Source organism: Cytobacillus solani (assembly GCF_001420595.1).
Lineage (GTDB): Bacteria > Bacillota > Bacilli > Bacillales > Cytobacillaceae > Cytobacillus > Cytobacillus solani.
Map to the genome: position 1 here is coordinate 690,769 of NZ_LJIX01000006.1, position 16,562 is coordinate 707,330.

At 37.0% G+C, this 16,562-nt stretch carries 20 protein-coding genes; 18 read left to right on the forward strand and 2 right to left on the reverse strand.

The window, feature by feature from the left end:
• The first annotated feature begins 261 nt into the window (after positions 1–261).
• The 7 genes from AN957_RS05120 to AN957_RS05150 all read left to right on the forward strand — a co-directional run bounded on the left by AN957_RS05120 (position 262) and on the right by AN957_RS05150 (position 6,629).
• Entirely contained in the window at positions 262–582 is a 321-nt protein-coding gene (locus AN957_RS05120; RefSeq protein ID WP_053478976.1) for a PadR family transcriptional regulator, read from the forward strand.
• Positions 575–1,174: a DUF1700 domain-containing protein gene (locus AN957_RS05125; RefSeq protein ID WP_053478975.1), complete on the forward strand. Its 600-nt coding sequence runs from the start codon at positions 575–577 to the stop codon at positions 1,172–1,174. The genes AN957_RS05120 and AN957_RS05125 overlap by 8 nt, the downstream gene beginning before the upstream one ends.
• A gap of 1 nt (position 1,175) precedes the next feature.
• Positions 1,176–2,138 (forward strand): DUF4097 family beta strand repeat-containing protein, encoded by a 963-nt coding sequence (locus AN957_RS05130; RefSeq protein WP_053478974.1) that lies wholly within the window; start codon positions 1,176–1,178, stop codon positions 2,136–2,138.
• Between the two features lie 221 nt (positions 2,139–2,359).
• Positions 2,360–3,508: a DUF418 domain-containing protein gene (locus tag AN957_RS05135; protein ID WP_056682696.1), complete on the forward strand. Its 1,149-nt coding sequence runs from the start codon at positions 2,360–2,362 to the stop codon at positions 3,506–3,508.
• A gap of 15 nt (positions 3,509–3,523) precedes the next feature.
• The gene (locus tag AN957_RS05140; protein ID WP_056682697.1) at positions 3,524–4,639 is read left to right on the forward strand and encodes a sensor histidine kinase; all 1,116 of its coding nucleotides are present in this window, start codon (positions 3,524–3,526) and stop codon (positions 4,637–4,639) included.
• On the forward strand, positions 4,632–5,237 hold the full coding sequence (locus tag AN957_RS05145) for a response regulator transcription factor (RefSeq protein ID WP_053478971.1): 606 nt from the start codon (positions 4,632–4,634) through the stop codon (positions 5,235–5,237). The genes AN957_RS05140 and AN957_RS05145 overlap by 8 nt, the downstream gene beginning before the upstream one ends.
• Positions 5,238–5,498: 261 nt before the next feature.
• Positions 5,499–6,629 (forward strand): TIGR04053 family radical SAM/SPASM domain-containing protein, encoded by a 1,131-nt coding sequence (locus AN957_RS05150; RefSeq protein WP_053478970.1) that lies wholly within the window; start codon positions 5,499–5,501, stop codon positions 6,627–6,629.
• 158 nt (positions 6,630–6,787) lie between these two features.
• Here the strand turns inward: AN957_RS05150 and AN957_RS05155 are convergent, their stop codons facing one another.
• Both AN957_RS05155 and AN957_RS05160 read right to left on the reverse strand, forming a co-directional pair.
• A complete protein-coding gene (locus AN957_RS05155) occupies positions 6,788–7,222 on the reverse strand; it encodes an ImmA/IrrE family metallo-endopeptidase (RefSeq protein ID WP_056682700.1) in 435 nt (144 codons plus the stop codon).
• Between the two features lie 18 nt (positions 7,223–7,240).
• Positions 7,241–7,684, reverse strand: a complete 444-nt coding sequence (locus AN957_RS05160; RefSeq protein ID WP_082446490.1) for a helix-turn-helix transcriptional regulator — start codon at positions 7,682–7,684, stop codon at positions 7,241–7,243.
• 253 nt (positions 7,685–7,937) lie between these two features.
• Here AN957_RS05160 and AN957_RS05165 point away from each other — a divergent pair, with 253 nt between their 5' ends.
• The 11 genes from AN957_RS05165 (at position 7,938) to AN957_RS05210 (ending at position 16,561) form a co-directional block, all read left to right on the forward strand.
• Positions 7,938–8,396 (forward strand): helix-turn-helix domain-containing protein, encoded by a 459-nt coding sequence (locus AN957_RS05165; protein WP_056682704.1) that lies wholly within the window; start codon positions 7,938–7,940, stop codon positions 8,394–8,396.
• A 623-nt stretch (positions 8,397–9,019) separates the two neighbouring features.
• The gene (locus tag AN957_RS05170) at positions 9,020–9,445 is read left to right on the forward strand and encodes a phage tail terminator family protein (RefSeq protein WP_053478966.1); all 426 of its coding nucleotides are present in this window, start codon (positions 9,020–9,022) and stop codon (positions 9,443–9,445) included.
• Complete coding sequence (locus AN957_RS27985; protein WP_172797617.1) at positions 9,438–9,608, forward strand: hypothetical protein; 171 nt, start codon at positions 9,438–9,440, stop codon at positions 9,606–9,608. The genes AN957_RS05170 and AN957_RS27985 overlap by 8 nt, the downstream gene beginning before the upstream one ends.
• A complete protein-coding gene (locus AN957_RS05175; RefSeq protein WP_053478965.1) occupies positions 9,608–10,924 on the forward strand; it encodes a phage tail sheath family protein in 1,317 nt (438 codons plus the stop codon). The genes AN957_RS27985 and AN957_RS05175 overlap by 1 nt, the downstream gene beginning before the upstream one ends.
• Position 10,925: 1 nt before the next feature.
• On the forward strand, positions 10,926–11,387 hold the full coding sequence (locus tag AN957_RS05180; protein ID WP_053478964.1) for a phage tail tube protein: 462 nt from the start codon (positions 10,926–10,928) through the stop codon (positions 11,385–11,387).
• Between the two features lie 13 nt (positions 11,388–11,400).
• The gene (locus AN957_RS05185; RefSeq protein WP_053478963.1) at positions 11,401–11,796 is read left to right on the forward strand and encodes a phage tail assembly chaperone; all 396 of its coding nucleotides are present in this window, start codon (positions 11,401–11,403) and stop codon (positions 11,794–11,796) included.
• A 386-nt stretch (positions 11,797–12,182) separates the two neighbouring features.
• A complete protein-coding gene (locus tag AN957_RS05190; protein ID WP_172797618.1) occupies positions 12,183–14,195 on the forward strand; it encodes a tape measure protein in 2,013 nt (670 codons plus the stop codon).
• Entirely contained in the window at positions 14,195–14,854 is a 660-nt protein-coding gene (locus tag AN957_RS05195; protein WP_053478961.1) for a LysM peptidoglycan-binding domain-containing protein, read from the forward strand. Before AN957_RS05190 ends, AN957_RS05195 begins: the two co-directional genes overlap by 1 nt.
• Positions 14,855–14,863: 9 nt before the next feature.
• Positions 14,864–15,829: an XkdQ/YqbQ family protein gene (locus AN957_RS05200; protein ID WP_053478960.1), complete on the forward strand. Its 966-nt coding sequence runs from the start codon at positions 14,864–14,866 to the stop codon at positions 15,827–15,829.
• A gap of 1 nt (position 15,830) precedes the next feature.
• Entirely contained in the window at positions 15,831–16,160 is a 330-nt protein-coding gene (locus AN957_RS05205) for a DUF2577 domain-containing protein (RefSeq protein WP_056682708.1), read from the forward strand.
• 2 nt (positions 16,161–16,162) lie between these two features.
• Positions 16,163–16,561 carry a DUF2634 domain-containing protein gene (locus tag AN957_RS05210; RefSeq protein ID WP_056682711.1) on the forward strand — a complete coding sequence of 133 codons (399 nt, stop codon included), beginning with the start codon at positions 16,163–16,165 and terminating at the stop codon, positions 16,559–16,561.
• Position 16,562: the final 1 nt, after the last annotated feature.

The following is a 16,562-nucleotide window of genomic DNA, read 5'->3' on the forward strand; positions in this document are numbered from 1 at the left end:
GGACAGGAACCTTGTCCCAGTTAAGGAAAAGGGGGACATGGCTCCTATCCTATGTTCTGTTATATCCCACCCATGAAAGAAGCTATTTTAAACAATAGCTTCTTTTTTATATTATTTATTCTAACCCTTAAACAATCTAAGTGGAAAATTTTTCAATAATATACGTTGACACAACATATTATACGTCATATAATATGTCTAACACCAATACTATACGATATATAATATGTGCTAATGTATAATACATGGAGGTGTACAGTTATGTCATTTCAGCTTGGTTCCTCTTTGCTTGATGCTTGTGTCCTGGCCATATTAGCGAAGGAGGATGCATATGGGTATTCTCTTACACAGCAAGTGCGCGAGGTTATGGATATTTCAGAATCGACACTTTACCCTGTTCTGCGAAGGCTGCAAAAAGGTGACTATTTAACAACCTATGATCAGCCTTTTCAAGGAAGAAACCGGCGGTATTATCGAATTACTCCAAGCGGTCGCTCCAAATATGAGGAGCTGCTTGAGGAGTGGATAGATTATAAGCAAAAAATTGATTCAGTCCTATTAGGGGGAATAAATCATGAGTAGGGAAGAGTATTTAAAAGTGCTGCGGCAAAAGCTTAATAAATTGCCGAATGAAGAAATAAACGCAGCCATAGATTTCTATAATGAATATTTTGATGAAGCGGGTGAGGAAAATACAGCAGAGGTAATAGCTAAACTAGGTTCACCGGCACTTGTGTCCTCGCAAATTTTAGCGGAATACGCTGTAAAAGGTTTGGATAATGAATCAAGCACAGCTAAAAAAGGACTGTCAGCTGTATGGTTCATCATTCTAGCTATTCTCGCATCACCGATTGCTTTACCATTGCTTTTACTTGTTGTTTGTCTTGTATTTGCTGTAGTGCTGCTTTGTGGAAGCTTTCTATTAACATTCTTCCTTCTAAATGTATCTCTAGCTTTAGCAGGCATTGTTAGCATAGTTGCAGGGTTTGCTGTGATTACACAGCATTGGCAAACGTCTCTTTTCTTTATTGGCATTGGATTAACAGCTTCTGGAATAGGTATTCTTTTATTCCCTCCACTTGTATTAGTAACAAAGAATATAAGTAATTCATTAGCTAAATGGCTGAAAAGGCTTTTCGATAAAATAACACGCAGACGTAAGGAGGGAATGTAAAATGAAAACCTCTAGAAAAACAATGACGATCATTGCGAGCTGCATGATTGTTATGGGAATTATTCTTAGCGTGGCTGGCTTGTCTGCAGGGGCAAGGTTTACCATTACTAATACAAAGGATGGCTTTCAGGTAATCGGACCAGAGGATCGGATAACGGAAGAATTTTCTTTGCCTTCCTTTAAAAATATAAAGATTGATTTCAAAGATGCAGATGTAGAGATCATCCCATCATCCGAATATAAAATCGAAATAAAGACATTAAAAGGAATAGAGATTACACATGAAGTAAAGAATGACACACTTATTCTAACAAGTGAAGATCAAAAGTCTGGCCCGAAATTTTTCCTTAATTTAACTTTAACGAGCACTCCGCAGCCAGCTATTAAGATTTATGTTCCAAAGGACGCAAAATTCTCTGATATCTCATTAGTGAACAAATTTGGAGATATTCGCTTAGTTGAAATGATAGTGGATAAAATGGACATTTATGCGAACGATGGGGATATTGTAATCAAGGATTTGCAATCCGATGAATTAACAATTGAAAATGGGTTTGGAGATATTACAGGAAGCAAGGTGAAAACAGAAAGATTACACGTGGAAATGAATGATGGCGATGCGGAATTTAATGGGATAGAAGCAGCTTCAACTGTTTTTAATAATAAGTTTGGTGACATTACCTTCAGAGAATTTACTAGTCAAGAGCTTTCGATGAAAAGCAATGATGGAGATATCGACATTCAAGGAAAGCTTCTAGGAAATTCCGTCATTCATTCAAGCTTTGGGGACATTGATTTGAAGCTGTCTAATAAAGAATCAGAGCTAAGCTACAATATCCGCAATCAATTTGGAGATATTTCAATTAATGATAATAATTTCGAAGCAAAGGCAACGCATAAGGCAAATACTGAACATAAGCTAGATATCGTTTCTAATGATGGGGATGTTCAAGTTGACTTTTAAAAGCACCACGATCCGAGTCTCTTTATTGAGATTCGGATTTTATTGATTAATGGAGTTTTACATAAAGGATTTTGATTTAAAATGGACGTGCTCATATGAGCACGTCCATTTTTTTTTGTATATGACACCTGTCATAAAAAACTCCTGATAAGTGTGAATATTGATTCCTTATTTTCACAGTTAAAATAAAATTATCAAATCAGGAAAGGAAATGGAAATGGATGAATACAAACAATAAACGAATTCGCTTACTAGATATTTTAAGAGGATTTGCCGTGCTGGGGACATTAGGTACAAATATATGGATATTTGCCTACTTAGGGGACTTGTCTTATATTTTCACATATGATCATTCTGCATGGTGGAAGTCTTTTCAAGATTTTATCAGGATTTTTGTTTTATTTTTGGTGAATGGAAAGCTGCTCGGTTTATTAACCATTATGTTTGGCGTAGGTCTTGAATTAAAATATCAGCAGGCTTTAAGAAAAGGAAATGCTTGGCCGGGTGTTTATATATGGACTTCCTTTATCTTAATGATGGAGGGCTTTATTCATTTCACGCTTGTCATGGAATACGATATTTTAATGAGCTATGGGGTAACGGCGATCATTGTTTCCTTTATTGTAAAGGGCGGAGATCGGGTGATTGCTAGGGCGATGAAGATCATTGGCGGACTTCACGGCGGTTTTATGCTGCTGCTTTTAGTGCAAGGAATTGTTCTGGGATTCTCAGCGTCGACTGTATCATTTGGTGATATGAAAGAAATCGTATTGCTGTATCAAAATGGAAGCTGGATAGAGCTGATTCAATATCGTCTATTAAATTTCGTGTTTTTACGTACAGAGGTTATTTTCGTTATTCCTATGAATATATTTCTCTTTTTGCTTGGTGTTCGTCTAATGAGATCAGGTGTCTTTTCTCCTGATGAAAATGGCAAGAAACAGAGAAAGAAATTGATAAAATTAGGCTTGTATGTAGGCATTCCGCTAAATTTACTCATCTTTGTGCCAGGGGGCATCTTTGATTTTCCGGTGCGTTATCTATTTGCACCCATTTTATCTTTAGGTTATTTAGCATTTATTGCTAAAATAGTAGAAAGAACCCAGAGCTTTTGGCTTTGGAGCAAGCTTGAAAGTGTTGGAAAGATGTCGCTAAGCTGCTATGTTATGCAAAATTTAATCTCAGCGATCGTTTTTTACGGCTGGGGCATTGGTCTAGGCGGAAAAGTAAATTCTGTGACGATTGTTCTTATTTGGCTGTTTATTAGCACGATTCAAGTCATATTTGCGAATATTTGGCTGCAGCATTATAAGTTTGGTCCTATGGAAGCTGCTAGGAGATATACTTCAAGATTAGTAGAAACTAAATAAAAGGAGTTTATCGTAATGCTAAAAAAGCTTTATCCTTTTGATCAGATTCAAAAATATTTGCTTATTGATGTGATTACTATTGTGATATTAATTTATAAAGTTTGCATTACGAATGGAGCAATAGGGCTTCCAGGGCAGCTTTTTTTAGTCGTTTTGTATTTAATATGCTTTTATATTTGCTTGTGGCATAAGGATTGGAGGCTTTCTGCAGCCAGTTTTGCAGGCTGCCTCATTCTTATGCTATTAGCCGTTTATGTGGATAAATGGATTTTACTTTTCGGATTTATTTTTGCTGATTTGCTTGGAAGAGCAAAGCGTAAGGTAGATCTTGGAATCGGGATCATTGGCATTGCAGTGATGCATATTTTATTCGGTTTATTAACAGAAGGAAGCCCGTTTGCAATTGTCAAAACGCTGCATTTCCCCTTTATGATTGTGCAAATGCTTGTGCCGGTTGTTATTTTTATAAGAGAAAAGGCAAATGTTCTTCAAGAGGAACTCGATACGGCAAACGCTCAGCTTATTTTGGAGAAGGAGAGGCAGAGAATAGCGAGGGATTTACATGATACACTTGGGCAAACATTAACGATGATAAAACTGAAAAGCGAGTTAACAAAGAGGTTAATTGAAAAAGATGAAAACAAGGCGAAACAGGAGCTAGATGATATTTTAAATACATCCCGCTTTGCGTTAAAGCAAGTGAGGGAACTCGTTTCAGATATGAAGTTTGTTTCGCTTGAAGAGGAGATCGAACAATCACAAAGAGTTTTGCAAACTGCTGGTATTGCAATGATTCATGAGAAACAAGAACAGATGCCTTTATTATCGAATGTTGCGGAAACGATGCTGGCACTTTCTGTAAGGGAAACCATTACGAATATTGTCAAACACAGTAAGGCTAACCATTGTACACTTTCTCATTTTGAAGAAAATGGATATTGTTGCATTCAAGTAATAGATGACGGAAATGGTCAATTAAAGGAAGGCAAAGGAAATGGAATACTGTCCATTAAGGAGCGGATCGATATGCTTCAAGGGCAGGTTGAAATCTATGGGAGTCCACAAAAGGGCAGTACGATCACGTTGAGGGTACCAATTCATTTAAATGGAAGGGGAGGATACCGTGATTAGAGTTGTAATAGCGGAAGATCAGAAAATGCTTCGTGGGGCGTTAACTTCATTATTAAAGCTGGAGGATGATATAGAAGTCGTAGCAGAAGCTGCAGATGGATTGGCGGCATGGGATGCGATTATGGAATATCAGCCTGATGTGTGTTTATTAGATATTGAGATGCCTTCGATGTCAGGTCTTGAAATTGCAGAGAAACTTAAGCAAGAGAATCATTTATCAAAGGTTATTATCGTCACGACATTTGCCCGCCCTGGCTATTTACAAAAAGCAATTGATACGCAGGTGGATGGCTATTTATTAAAGGAAGAACCAATCGATTTTCTAATTGAAGCGATTCGAAGTGTAAAAAATGGTGAACGTGTACTAAGTACGGACTTAGCGGCAGCATTATTTTTAAAAGAGGTGAATCCATTAACAGAGCGGGAAATGGATGTACTCCGTCTCGCAAAAAAAGGGATGACGACAAGAGAAATTGTCAAAGCCTTATATCTAACAGATGGAACGGTTAGAAACTATTTATCTTCTGCCATCCAAAAGCTAGAGGTTACGACGAGACAGCAGGCGATTGAGAAGGCGAAAAATAAAGGATGGATTTAAAACGGTATAAAATGAAACCTTTCACAACAATCTATTGAGATGTAAAAATGATCCAGTGATTTTTAATGCTAATACAAATGTGAATGAATCGTGAATCCTCTTTTCAATACTACGCATACTGTAATGTCAGATTTGTATTATTTTCAGCATACATAGGTATGTAAGTAGAATTGGTGAACTCTATTAAAAGTCCAATGAAGATGCATTATAGTACCTGTATAGGTATTTAATCATATTATATGTAAAGTATGGTGATAAATAATGCATCCAATTATTGATTACAATGAAAATCCATTTATCGTAATCTGGGAAACGACGAGAGCGTGTCAGCTGAAATGCGTACATTGTAGAGCTGAGGCGCAAACAACCCCACATCCTGATGAGTTATCGCATGAAGAGGGAATGAATCTCATTGATCAAATCTACGAAATGAATAATCCCATGCTAGTGTTTACAGGCGGGGATTGTATGATGAGGGAGGATCTTTATAAGCTAGCAGACTATGCAGTGAAAAAAGGGATGCGAGTTTCAATGACTCCAAGTGCTACTCCTAATGTGACGAAGGAAAAAATGATCATGGCGAAAGAGGCCGGATTATCCAGATGGGGGTTTAGCCTTGATGGACCCACACCAGAGATTCATGATTTTTTCCGTGGAACCCCAGGTTCATTTGATTTAACCGTTGAAAAGATTCAGTATTTGAATGAACTAAATATGTCTCATCAAATTAATACGGTGATAAATAGGTATAATTATGATCATCTCGAAGAAATGGCAGAGCTGGTGAAGGAACTGAAGGCGGTTGTGTGGTATGTATTCACTCTCGTTCCGACAGGGAGAGGACAAATGAAGGATTGCATTACACCTGCTGAGCATGAAAAAGTATTCCGCTGGCTATATAACTTAAGCAAATCAGCTCCTTATGATATTAAAACAACTGCTTCGCAGCATTACCGCCGAGTGGTTCTGCAAGAAAAGGTGCGTGAAAAGGCTTTAAGCAAAGATAATATTCGCTACGAGGATACGATTACAAAAGACATCGCATTTATGGTAGATGGATTAAAACGTGCCCCACGTGGTGTGAATGATGGAAATGGCTTTGCTTTCGTTTCACATATAGGTGATGTGTATCCAAGCGGACTGCTTCCAATTAAAGCCGGAAATATTAAAGAAACGCCATTAAAAGAAATTTACCGGGAATCCAGCATTTTCAAAGAGTTACGTGATCCGAATAACTATAAAGGAAAGTGCGGCGTTTGTGAGTATCGCTTTGTCTGTGGCGGTTCCCGTTCAAGAGCATATGCAGTAACTGGTGATTATTTAGAAAGTGAACCGTTCTGTGTCTATATTCCTGAAGCATTAAGGAATAAGAAGGAACAGATACGACATTAAACATAAAGCCATAAAGAAATATCGTACGAAAAGACGTACGATATTTCTTTATGGTTTCGCACTGAATGATATTTTTTGATATATGGAACGTGATCCATTCGGTCTATCATTTTGTTTTATTTTAATTACTGTAATTACGATCTTTTGCCCAATATCCCTTAATACTTTTTCAAATGAATAATCTCTGAGGGTACGCCGTAAGCAGCAGAGGCCTCGTAAATAGTAGTGGTATTGTTCATATTTTCATATAGCAGCTCGTCTGGTATTAAAATTTCAACGGCAAAGATATCAGCCTCAACCTCTATCTTATCTAATGAGAAAAGTGTGTTTTTTCTCAAGAAAGGGGTATTTACCCTTGGATGAAGGATTGCGTGTCCTAATTCATGAGCACATATATATTTCTGCATCTCATTGTCTAAATTGTTATTAATAAAAATATATTTATTCTTTTTATCATATTTATAAAAGCCCAAAATTTCCTCATGTAAATCCCATGGAATGATGTGTATCTTCTTTAAAGATGCAAGCTCGAATGGGTCAGAAGTTTTGTGCTTTTTCTTTATTTCATTCACTATTGTTTTGATCCATCCCAATGATATCGCCTCGCATCCCTACTCATTCTCTTTTCTGTATTTATGAGGAACGTATTTTTTATTAATCCGTTGTGTTTGGCGAACAGCATATTCCATTGCCTCTAACAGTGATTCGATTGCCTCAGGGCTCATAGGCTCTCCATTGAAACTTAACCCGTCTTCACTAGTTAGATCATTTTTGATTTTTTCCATTCGTTTAGCAATGTCTTTTTCGTCTTTTTCAGAAAAAGGCGATAGGTTAGAAGAAACATACAGTTTATCTTCAGAATGTCCAATCAATTCATTCATAGGAATATTGAAAAACTCACAAATCTTATCTAGCATGTCAAATCGTGGTTTTGCTATATCATTTTCCCAGGAATTATATCGCCCTCTTTTTATCCCCAGTTTGTCAGCAACTTCATATTGACTTAGCCCTTTTTTATTGCGAAGGCTTTTCAGACTTTGTCCAAGAGTCATCATGGTCTCACCTCGAGTGAAAAATATTTTATCCATTTTTTTGATTGACAGATAATATTTTTATCCAATATAATTTAATTACTTACTAAAGAAACATAAAATATGGAAAAAATGTTGATAAATAATCCAATTTTAACCAAAATGATAATTTTATTATCTAATATGTATTATAAGAATATTAAATTATCCGGTCAACTTATTTCGATATTTTTTTTGTGAGATTGGATAAATAAATTATCATAAGGAGGGTATATAAATGAATTGTAATGAAATCGAAAAACTGATTTATGATTACCATTGGTTACGTAAAGAAGTGTGCCGATTAGAAAAGATTGTTTTTGGATTTTCGGTACCTATAAAAAGCATTGGGGTCACACAATATGGAATAGAAGCAGCCATGCCAAAAGGGAGTTTACTAAAGAGTGAAGCAGAATTAGAAGCGTTAGATATAAGAGAGAGACGATTATATAAACGTTTAAACATGTATAGAAAAAAAGTATTTGCGATTGAAAAGATTGCAGAGCTTTATTTAGTAGATGATCAAGAGCTTACATTAATGGATTGCATGATGGAAGGTATGAGCTATCGAGCGATTGCAGCTCATTTAGGACTTTCGAGAGAAAAAGTCCGAACCTTAAAAAACGAAATGATCGACCATATCCACCAAAATTGCCACTTTTTGCATGAGTTGAAACGGGATAAATCAGCAGTGTAAAATGAGATCAAGGCGATACGGTAATCACGATTGACACTATAATTGAGAGAAAGACTCCATTTTTTGAACAGTAGGGAAATGTCGTTAAAAGAAGCGGAACCCATTTTTTAGTGAAAAAGGAGACTGCGGTAACATAAAAAGATAATGGAACCCGTTTCTTGAAGAAAAAGGAAAATATGGTCACGTAAAAAGAATTGTCTAAGGCAAGAATTAAGCACTTCCTTATTTTAAAGTAAGTGCTTTTTATTTTGGAATCATGCTTTAGTAAAATTAGATGAAATGATCAGCCATATCTGCCAAACCTGCCACTTTACGCACGAGTTGAAACAGAGGAAACCAGCAGTGTAAAATGAGGTCAAGGAGATGAATTCAATACCTTAGTAATTACTTAGTTTTAATTAGTGATAATAAAAATGAATGTAAAGAGCACTTACTAGATTAAAAGAGTAGGTGCTTTTTTATTTGCCGTTTTAGTATTGTCGGCGTTAAAGAACAAGACAGTTTCAGTGGTGACCAGTGTTAACGAGCTTACTTGAAGGGAGGTGATTAAATAATGAAAAAATCTTTAAAAATCAACTTATAAATTTGGAGTTGATGGATATGCAACAGAGAGGAGGGAGTGAATGATCACTATAAATGAAATGAGAAAGGCAGTAATGGCCACTTTAAAGACTTATTTTTCTTCTATAACTTTATATGAAGAACAGAAACAAGGTGCAGAGGGACCTTGTTTTTTTGTTAGGCTGCTTTCGACTAAACAATTAAGGGAAATCAATCGGCGATATAAGCGCAGCCATTCCTTTGATATCACCTATTTGCCTAGTTCAGCGAACACAATGGATGAAATAGATATAATTGCTGAACAGCTGTACCGGTATTTAGAGTATATCGATTTAAATGGCAGCTTAGTCCATGCATTAAACATGAGGCACGAAATCATTGAAGGTGTTTTTCACTTTTTTGTTGATTACGACTTTTATGTTGTAAAAGAAAAAACCAATCAAATTAAGATGCAGAAGCTTGAACAGGAGGAATTTGTCCATGATTAAGTCAAAGAATAAGGCAGGCTTTTCAAAAGAGCAGTTTCTAAATTCGGATCGCTATGCCGATAAAAGAGATTTACTACAAACTGTACTTAAGGATGATGAAAAATATACGGCGGAACAAGCTGATAAATTAATCAGCGCTTTTTTAAAAAAGGAGGCTAAATAATGGCTGGCGGTACTTATACAGCGATGAATAAAGTAAGACCTGGTGTATACATCAATTTTGAAAGTGAACCGAAACCATTAGGTTCACTCGGTGAGAGAGGCATTGTTACATTTGCACTTCCTCTTAGCTGGGGTGTGGAAAAAGAAGTGTTTGAGGTTGAAGCAGGTGAAAATGTTAGAGCGAAGCTAGGGTATAGCATCACAGATCCAGAGCTATTACTTATTCGCGAGGCATTGAAAAGAGCGAAAAAGGTGCTTCTTTATCGGTTAAATGAAGGAATAAAGGCGACAGCAACTGCAGATACCTTAACCATTACAGCAAAATATAGCGGGGTTAGAGGAAACGATATCACAATTGCTGTTCAGAAAAATATCGATGATGCGACTAAATATGATGTCCAAACACTTGTTGAGGGTGCTGAAATGGATTTACAAACTGTAGAATCAATCGAGCAGCTGATTTCCAATGATTGGGTAACTTTTAGCGGGACTGGAAACTTAGCTGAAACAGCAGGAATTTCATTGGCAAATGGATCAGAAGGTACTGCCACGAATCAGGATCATTTAGATTATTTAAGTGCCATTGAGGTTTTTGAATTTAACACGATTGGCTTAACAGCAGCCGATACAATGCTGAAATCACTATATAGCTCATTTGTTAATCGCTTACGTAACGATGAAGGGGTTAAGGTCCAGCTGGTTGTTGAAAATTATCCAATAGCTGACGGGGAAGGTGTCATCAGTGTTAAAAATGGAGTGATTCTATCCGATGGAACTGCGTTATCTGCTAACCAAGCAGTAGCATGGGTGGCTGGTGCAACTGCGGCAGCTGACGTCAATGATTCTTTAACCTACCAGGCTTATGATGATGCAGTAGATGCTGAGCCTCGATATACAAATTCGCAAATTGAAGCTGCTTTAAAGAATGGCGAGTTTGTATTTGTTCAAAGCAATGGCCTTGCGATGGTCGAGCAGGATATTAATACGCTTAAAAGCTTTACACCGAAGAAGGGAAAACATTTTTCAAAGAATCGTGTCATTCGTGTGCTTGACGGAATCAATCAAGATATTAAACGAATCTTTGAAAAGTTTTACATTGGAAAAGTAGACAATAATGCTGATGGCCGCAACCTTTTACGTAATGAATTGAACAACTATTTATTGATGCTGCAAAACCTTAATGCCATTCAAAATTTTGATGCGCAAAAGGATGTCACAATCCAAGCGGGCAGCGATTCGGACAGTGTTTACGTTGAAGTACATGTACAGCCAGTAGACTCTATTGAGAAAATTTATATGAAAGTACAGGTGAAGTAACATGGCATTTTTACAAGCAAGAGATGCGATTTCTGGACAGGAAGGAAGAGCTTACGCAACCATTAATGGCAATGTGGAAGAAATGTTCTATGTTAAAACGCTAGAAGCAACCGTTGAAAAGCAAAAATCAGAAATGAAAGCTCTTGGCCGAAGAGGAACGCAGCACAAAGCGACTGGATGGAATGGCACAGGAAGTATGACCATTTACTATGTAACGACACGATTCCGCCAGCTGATGCTTGATTATATTAAAACCGGAAAAGATGTATATTTTGATATTCAAATTGTGAATGAAGATCCAACGTCAAGCATCGGCAGACAAACCGTCGTCTTAAAAAATGTTAACTTAGACAACGTAATCATGGCAAAGGTTGATACAGAAAGTGAATTTCTTGAAGAAGAAACAAATTTCACTTTTGATGATGTGGATATTTTGGAGAGTTTTGTAGCACCAACAAATTAAGGGGGAAAAGAAGATGAGTAAACTGCAGGCATTTTTTTCTCAAAATGTTAAGTTTAATAAACAGTTAGATGTGATTATTTCTGAGAGATTTATTGATGAAAACGGAAAACTAATTCCATGGAAAATTCGCTCGATGAGTGAAAAAGAGAATGAATTAATTAGAAAAAATACACCACGTGATAAAAAAGGGAATATTGAAGGTGAATCCTACGCTGCCAAGCTTGTTACAGAAAGTGTTGTTTTTCCTAACTTAAAGGATCCTGATCTTCAAAAGTCTTATGGTGTTATGGGGGCTGAGGATTTACTTAAAGAAATGCTTTTATCAGGTGAGTATTCAAGACTTTGCCAAAAGGTACAAGAAGCAAACGGATTTGATATCAATGAAATGATTCAATACGCAAAAAACTAATCAAGGAGGGCGATGCAGATGCAAATTATGCATACTATGCCCTCCATAAGCTCCGCATTCTTCCACATGAACTTATGAATATGAGTCTACGAGAAAAAGCAGTCATCTATGCCATGATTGATTATCGAATAGAACAAGATAGAAAGGAAGAATCAAAAGCACGGATGATGTCACGAAATAAAAGATGAGGTAAATGGAAAGCACTCAAGTATATAGGGTGCTTTTCTGCTTTTGAAAAGGTGGTGGAGAAGACGTCAATTAATAATATAATGAGCAGTTTTTCAAGCTCATTACAAAATATGAATCAAAATATGAAGCAGACTAATTTTGCCATCGTAGAATTGAATCGCTCAATAAATCGGTTCACGAATCATCTAGTAGGAACATTGCAAAGAATTGCTGCCGCCGAAGCTTCTCTGCTCAACTCCCAAAGTAATCCCCCTAACCAGAATGATGCAGGAAATGATAATGGTTCTATCAGTGGCGGATTAGGTAAGGTTATAAATGGATTTAATAAAATATTAGGGACGGCAGAAAAAGTTTATGCAACTGTCGATGCCACAATGGCATTTGCGGACGGTATTACAGCCACTAATACACGTTTATCTTTTATAAATGATGGTTTAAGAACGCAGTCTCAGTTACAGCAGCAAGTTTTCGATGTTGCAAATCGTACTGCTACTAGCTATGAGTCGACAGCAGGATTTATTTCAGCGCTTGGATCAGCTACAAAAGGTGTTTTTAAGAATAATGACGATATGCTGGCTTTTACCGAAAGCTTTAACAAAACGCTTGATATAGGTGGAGCAGACAAAGGGACTAAGGATAATGTTAGTCAGCTGATGATTCAGGCGCTGGGAAATGGAAAAATGCAAGATATTGGGTTCAGAGAAATGAGTAAATCTGCACCTGCAATTATGGATGTTTTATCAGCGGGTCTAAGTATTTCTGAAACTGAGCTGCAGAATTTGGGAGAAGAAGGAAAGCTGACAGCAGACATGATCGTAAAGGCTTTTGAAAATCAAAGCAATGTAATAGATGGTATGTTCAAACATATGCCTTTATCTTTTGAAGGTGCAACAAACATTATGAAAAATAAACTCGCTGAATTTATTGGGAATCTCAATCAGGCTGGAGGACCATTAAGCTTAATAACGGAACAGATGCAGGGCTTTATTACCTGGTTAAATTCTGCAAATGGAGAGCAGCTTTTCAACGGTTTAGCGATGGGGATTGATCTTGTTGTAAGAGGTTTCGTATTTTTAACAGATGTTATTGGGCGAGTTTTTAACTTTGTTTTAACCTATTTGCCGGAGATTTCAGCGATGCTTTTGACTTGGGGAGCAACGCTAATCCCTTCAATAATTGCTAAACTTTGGGGGATGGTACCGCCAATTTTTGCACAAGCAATGGCATGGCTTGCTGCCAATTGGCCCATTTTATTAATCGTTGCTGCGGTGGGTCTGTTAGTTTTTATTATTCATCAATTTGGTGTTACAGCAGATCAAATTGTAGGTTTCGTTGCAGGGGTTTTTACCTCTCTTTTTGCGCTAATTTATAATAACATCGCCAACATATGGAATTTCTTTGCAATGCTAGCTGAATTTTTAATTAATGTTTTTATAGACCCTGTTTATGCTGTTAAGAAGCTCTTTTATGATCTCGTCAAAATGGCTGTGAATAATCTTTCTTCATTAGCAGGTTCGTTTGATATGGTAGCTGATATTTTGGGAAAAGTTTTTGTAAATGGTGCGAATTTAGCAATAGGGGGAATTAATGCACTTATTAGGGCTTTGAACAAAATTCCAGGTGTTGATATTCAGGAGGTCCAAAAAATTGAAAGCGGTGCTAGCAGTAGACTTTCTGACAAACTTAAAAACTTTGTTAATAATCTAGAAGAGCCTAAAAGTGATAAAAACATCGTAAATATCCCACGTATGGATTTGAAGTCAGTTCCTGAATCATTTCAAAAAGGCTACAAAACTGGCAGTGATTTCGTAAAAAACCTTGGGAAATCTGATGGACTTGAAAGTTTTGCAGGTAATAACTTTTTTAAAGATAAACCGGGTATGCCAGGTGGCAATAATTTCACTAATATGAATAATGGCAGTAACGGCTTTTCTAATATGAATAATGGCGGTAACCAATTCGCGAACATCGATAAAGTTGGAGAAGTAGGCAAAATCAATGATACTGTAGATATTTCCAGTGAAGACATAAAAACGATGAGAGAGCTGGCAGAAATGAAGTCGATCCAGAATTTCGTGTCGCTGCAACCGAGCGTAAAAGTCGAAGGGATAAGCGTTCGGGAAGAAGCAGACATTAATACGATTGTTGCGAGGATTGAACAAAAGCTGGAACAAGAATTTTATGCTGCAGCTGAGGGTGTGTATATGTAATGAATGATTATGGAATATGGCTTTCATTTAATAATGAAGCGGAGGGATTCCAGCTGCCTGAGAATCCCTCTTCTATTGAAATCAAGGATGCTAATAGTAATAAAACCTATCATATTTCAGGAATAGGGGAAATTAATGTATTAAAAGATTCATCGCTGACTGAATATACATTTGAAGGTGTTTTCCCATCTCAGAAAAATCCTTTCATGGTAGCAAAAAGAGCACTCCAACCAGAAATCTATGTGGATTACATTCAGAAGTGGATGGCTTCGAAGCAGCCGATTCGCTTCGTCTTTACAGGTTCAACTTTTTCTATTAATACACTTGCAAGTATTGAAGCCTTTGAGTGGAAAGAGGCAGGCGGTGCAGTTGGTGATATTGAATATAAGCTGTCTTTGAAAAAATATGTGCATTATGCAGCTCAAAAGGTGAAAGTTGTAAATAAAGCTGCAGCAAACAAGCAAGCATCTCCTCGTCCGGATAATCGGGCTTCAGCAAAAACGTACAAACTAGTTAAAGGTGATAGTTTATGGAAAATTGCACAAAAATTTTTAGGCAGTGGCTCTCGCTATAAAGAAATACAAAAGCTAAATAATATTAAAGAGTCAGAGCTGCGAAAGCTTCCTATAGGACTGGAAGTAAAATTGCCTCCAAAGTAGGTGGTAGTAATGGAAATTTTATTAGATAACAAAAACGGGAATGTCTGGGATATATCAAATATGGTTTCAAATGTTGCCTGGAAAACGACGAGGATCGGCCGTGCTTCTAGTTTGGAGCTGACGATGATCAAAGGCTCACCAAATCAAGATAAAGCATTCCAATGTAATAATGGCGATGTCATTCGCGTAAAGGATGAAAATCAGCCAGTGTTTTACGGCTATATTTTTAAAATTGGAAGCGGGAAAAGTGAAGAGGTCAAGATCACTGCCTATGATCAAATACGATATCTAATGACAAATGAAACCTATGTAGGCACGAATGTAACAGCCACCCAAGTAATAAAAAAAATAGCGAATGATCTTAAATTAAAGCTGGGTGTAATTGAAGATACAAAACACCAAATCCCAACATTGATAGAGGATGATAAAAAGCTTCTTGATACGATCTGTAAATCACTTGATTTAACATTAATCGCCACAACGCAAAATTATGTTTTTTATGATCATTTTGGTGCATTAACTTTAAAGAATATTAAAAACATGAAGGCAGACGTTGTTATTGGGGATGAAAGCTTAATGCATGATTATAGTTACGAAAAGTCTATCGATGATGAAACGTATAATCGCATCAAAATCATTCGGGATAATAAAGAGACGGGAAAACGTGATGTGTATATTGCAGAGGATAGCAGCAATATTGCAAAATGGGGTCGTCTCCAGCTTCTTCATAAGGCAGATGAAAAAATGAATGAGGCTCAAATTAATAATCTATTAGATCAATTGGCCACTCTTAAAAATCGTGAACATAGGAAAATAAAAATTAGTGCGATTGGAGACTTGAGGATTCGGGCAGGATGCTTCGTTCCTATCATTCTAAGTGAATTTGGTATCCGTCAGTATTTTTTAGTTGATGAATGTACTCACAGTTGGGAAGGGGCAGATCATACGATGTCGCTGGATTTGAAGGTGATATAAAATGAGCATGATCAATATCATTAAACAAGCAGGGGTTGGCGCCATACATGCGCAAAACCCTGTTCATATTCTATTTGGAACGGTAACAAAATCGAATCCTCTTGAGGTGAATGTCGAGCAAAAATTCACTCTCACAGAGGATTTTTTAGTACTGACAGAAAGGCTGACCCGGTATGAGGAGAACGAGCATACTCACTCATCGGCAAATGGAGAAACCGCACCGCCCTCTAAGCCGCTTATTATTCGAGCTGGTTTAAAAAATGGTGATAAGGTGATCCTGCTGCGAGTGCAGGGCGGACAGCAATTTGTGGTCCTTGATAAGGTGGTGTGAACATGACAATCCCACAGTTTGATTTTATTGAAGAGCTTGAATTGGTGGCGATTTTTCCGAGCTTGACGTATAAAATTGATTTTCAGAAAAAACGAATGTCTGGCATGACAGATCAGCTTGCTGCAATTAAGCAGGCGGTCTTTATTATTTTGCACACAGAACGTTTTAAGCACATGATATACAGTGATCATTTCGGTATCGAAATAGAAAATTTAATAGGGACGAACCCCATATATGTGAAATCAGAGCTAGCTCGCCGCATAACTGAAGCGCTTCTTCAAGATGATCGAATAACTAGCATTGAAGATTTCCAATTTGTTTTTAATGATCATAACGTGGAAGTAACATTTACGGTTGTAACAGAATTTGGAAGCTTTCAGGAAGCTACGGAGGTGAATTAGA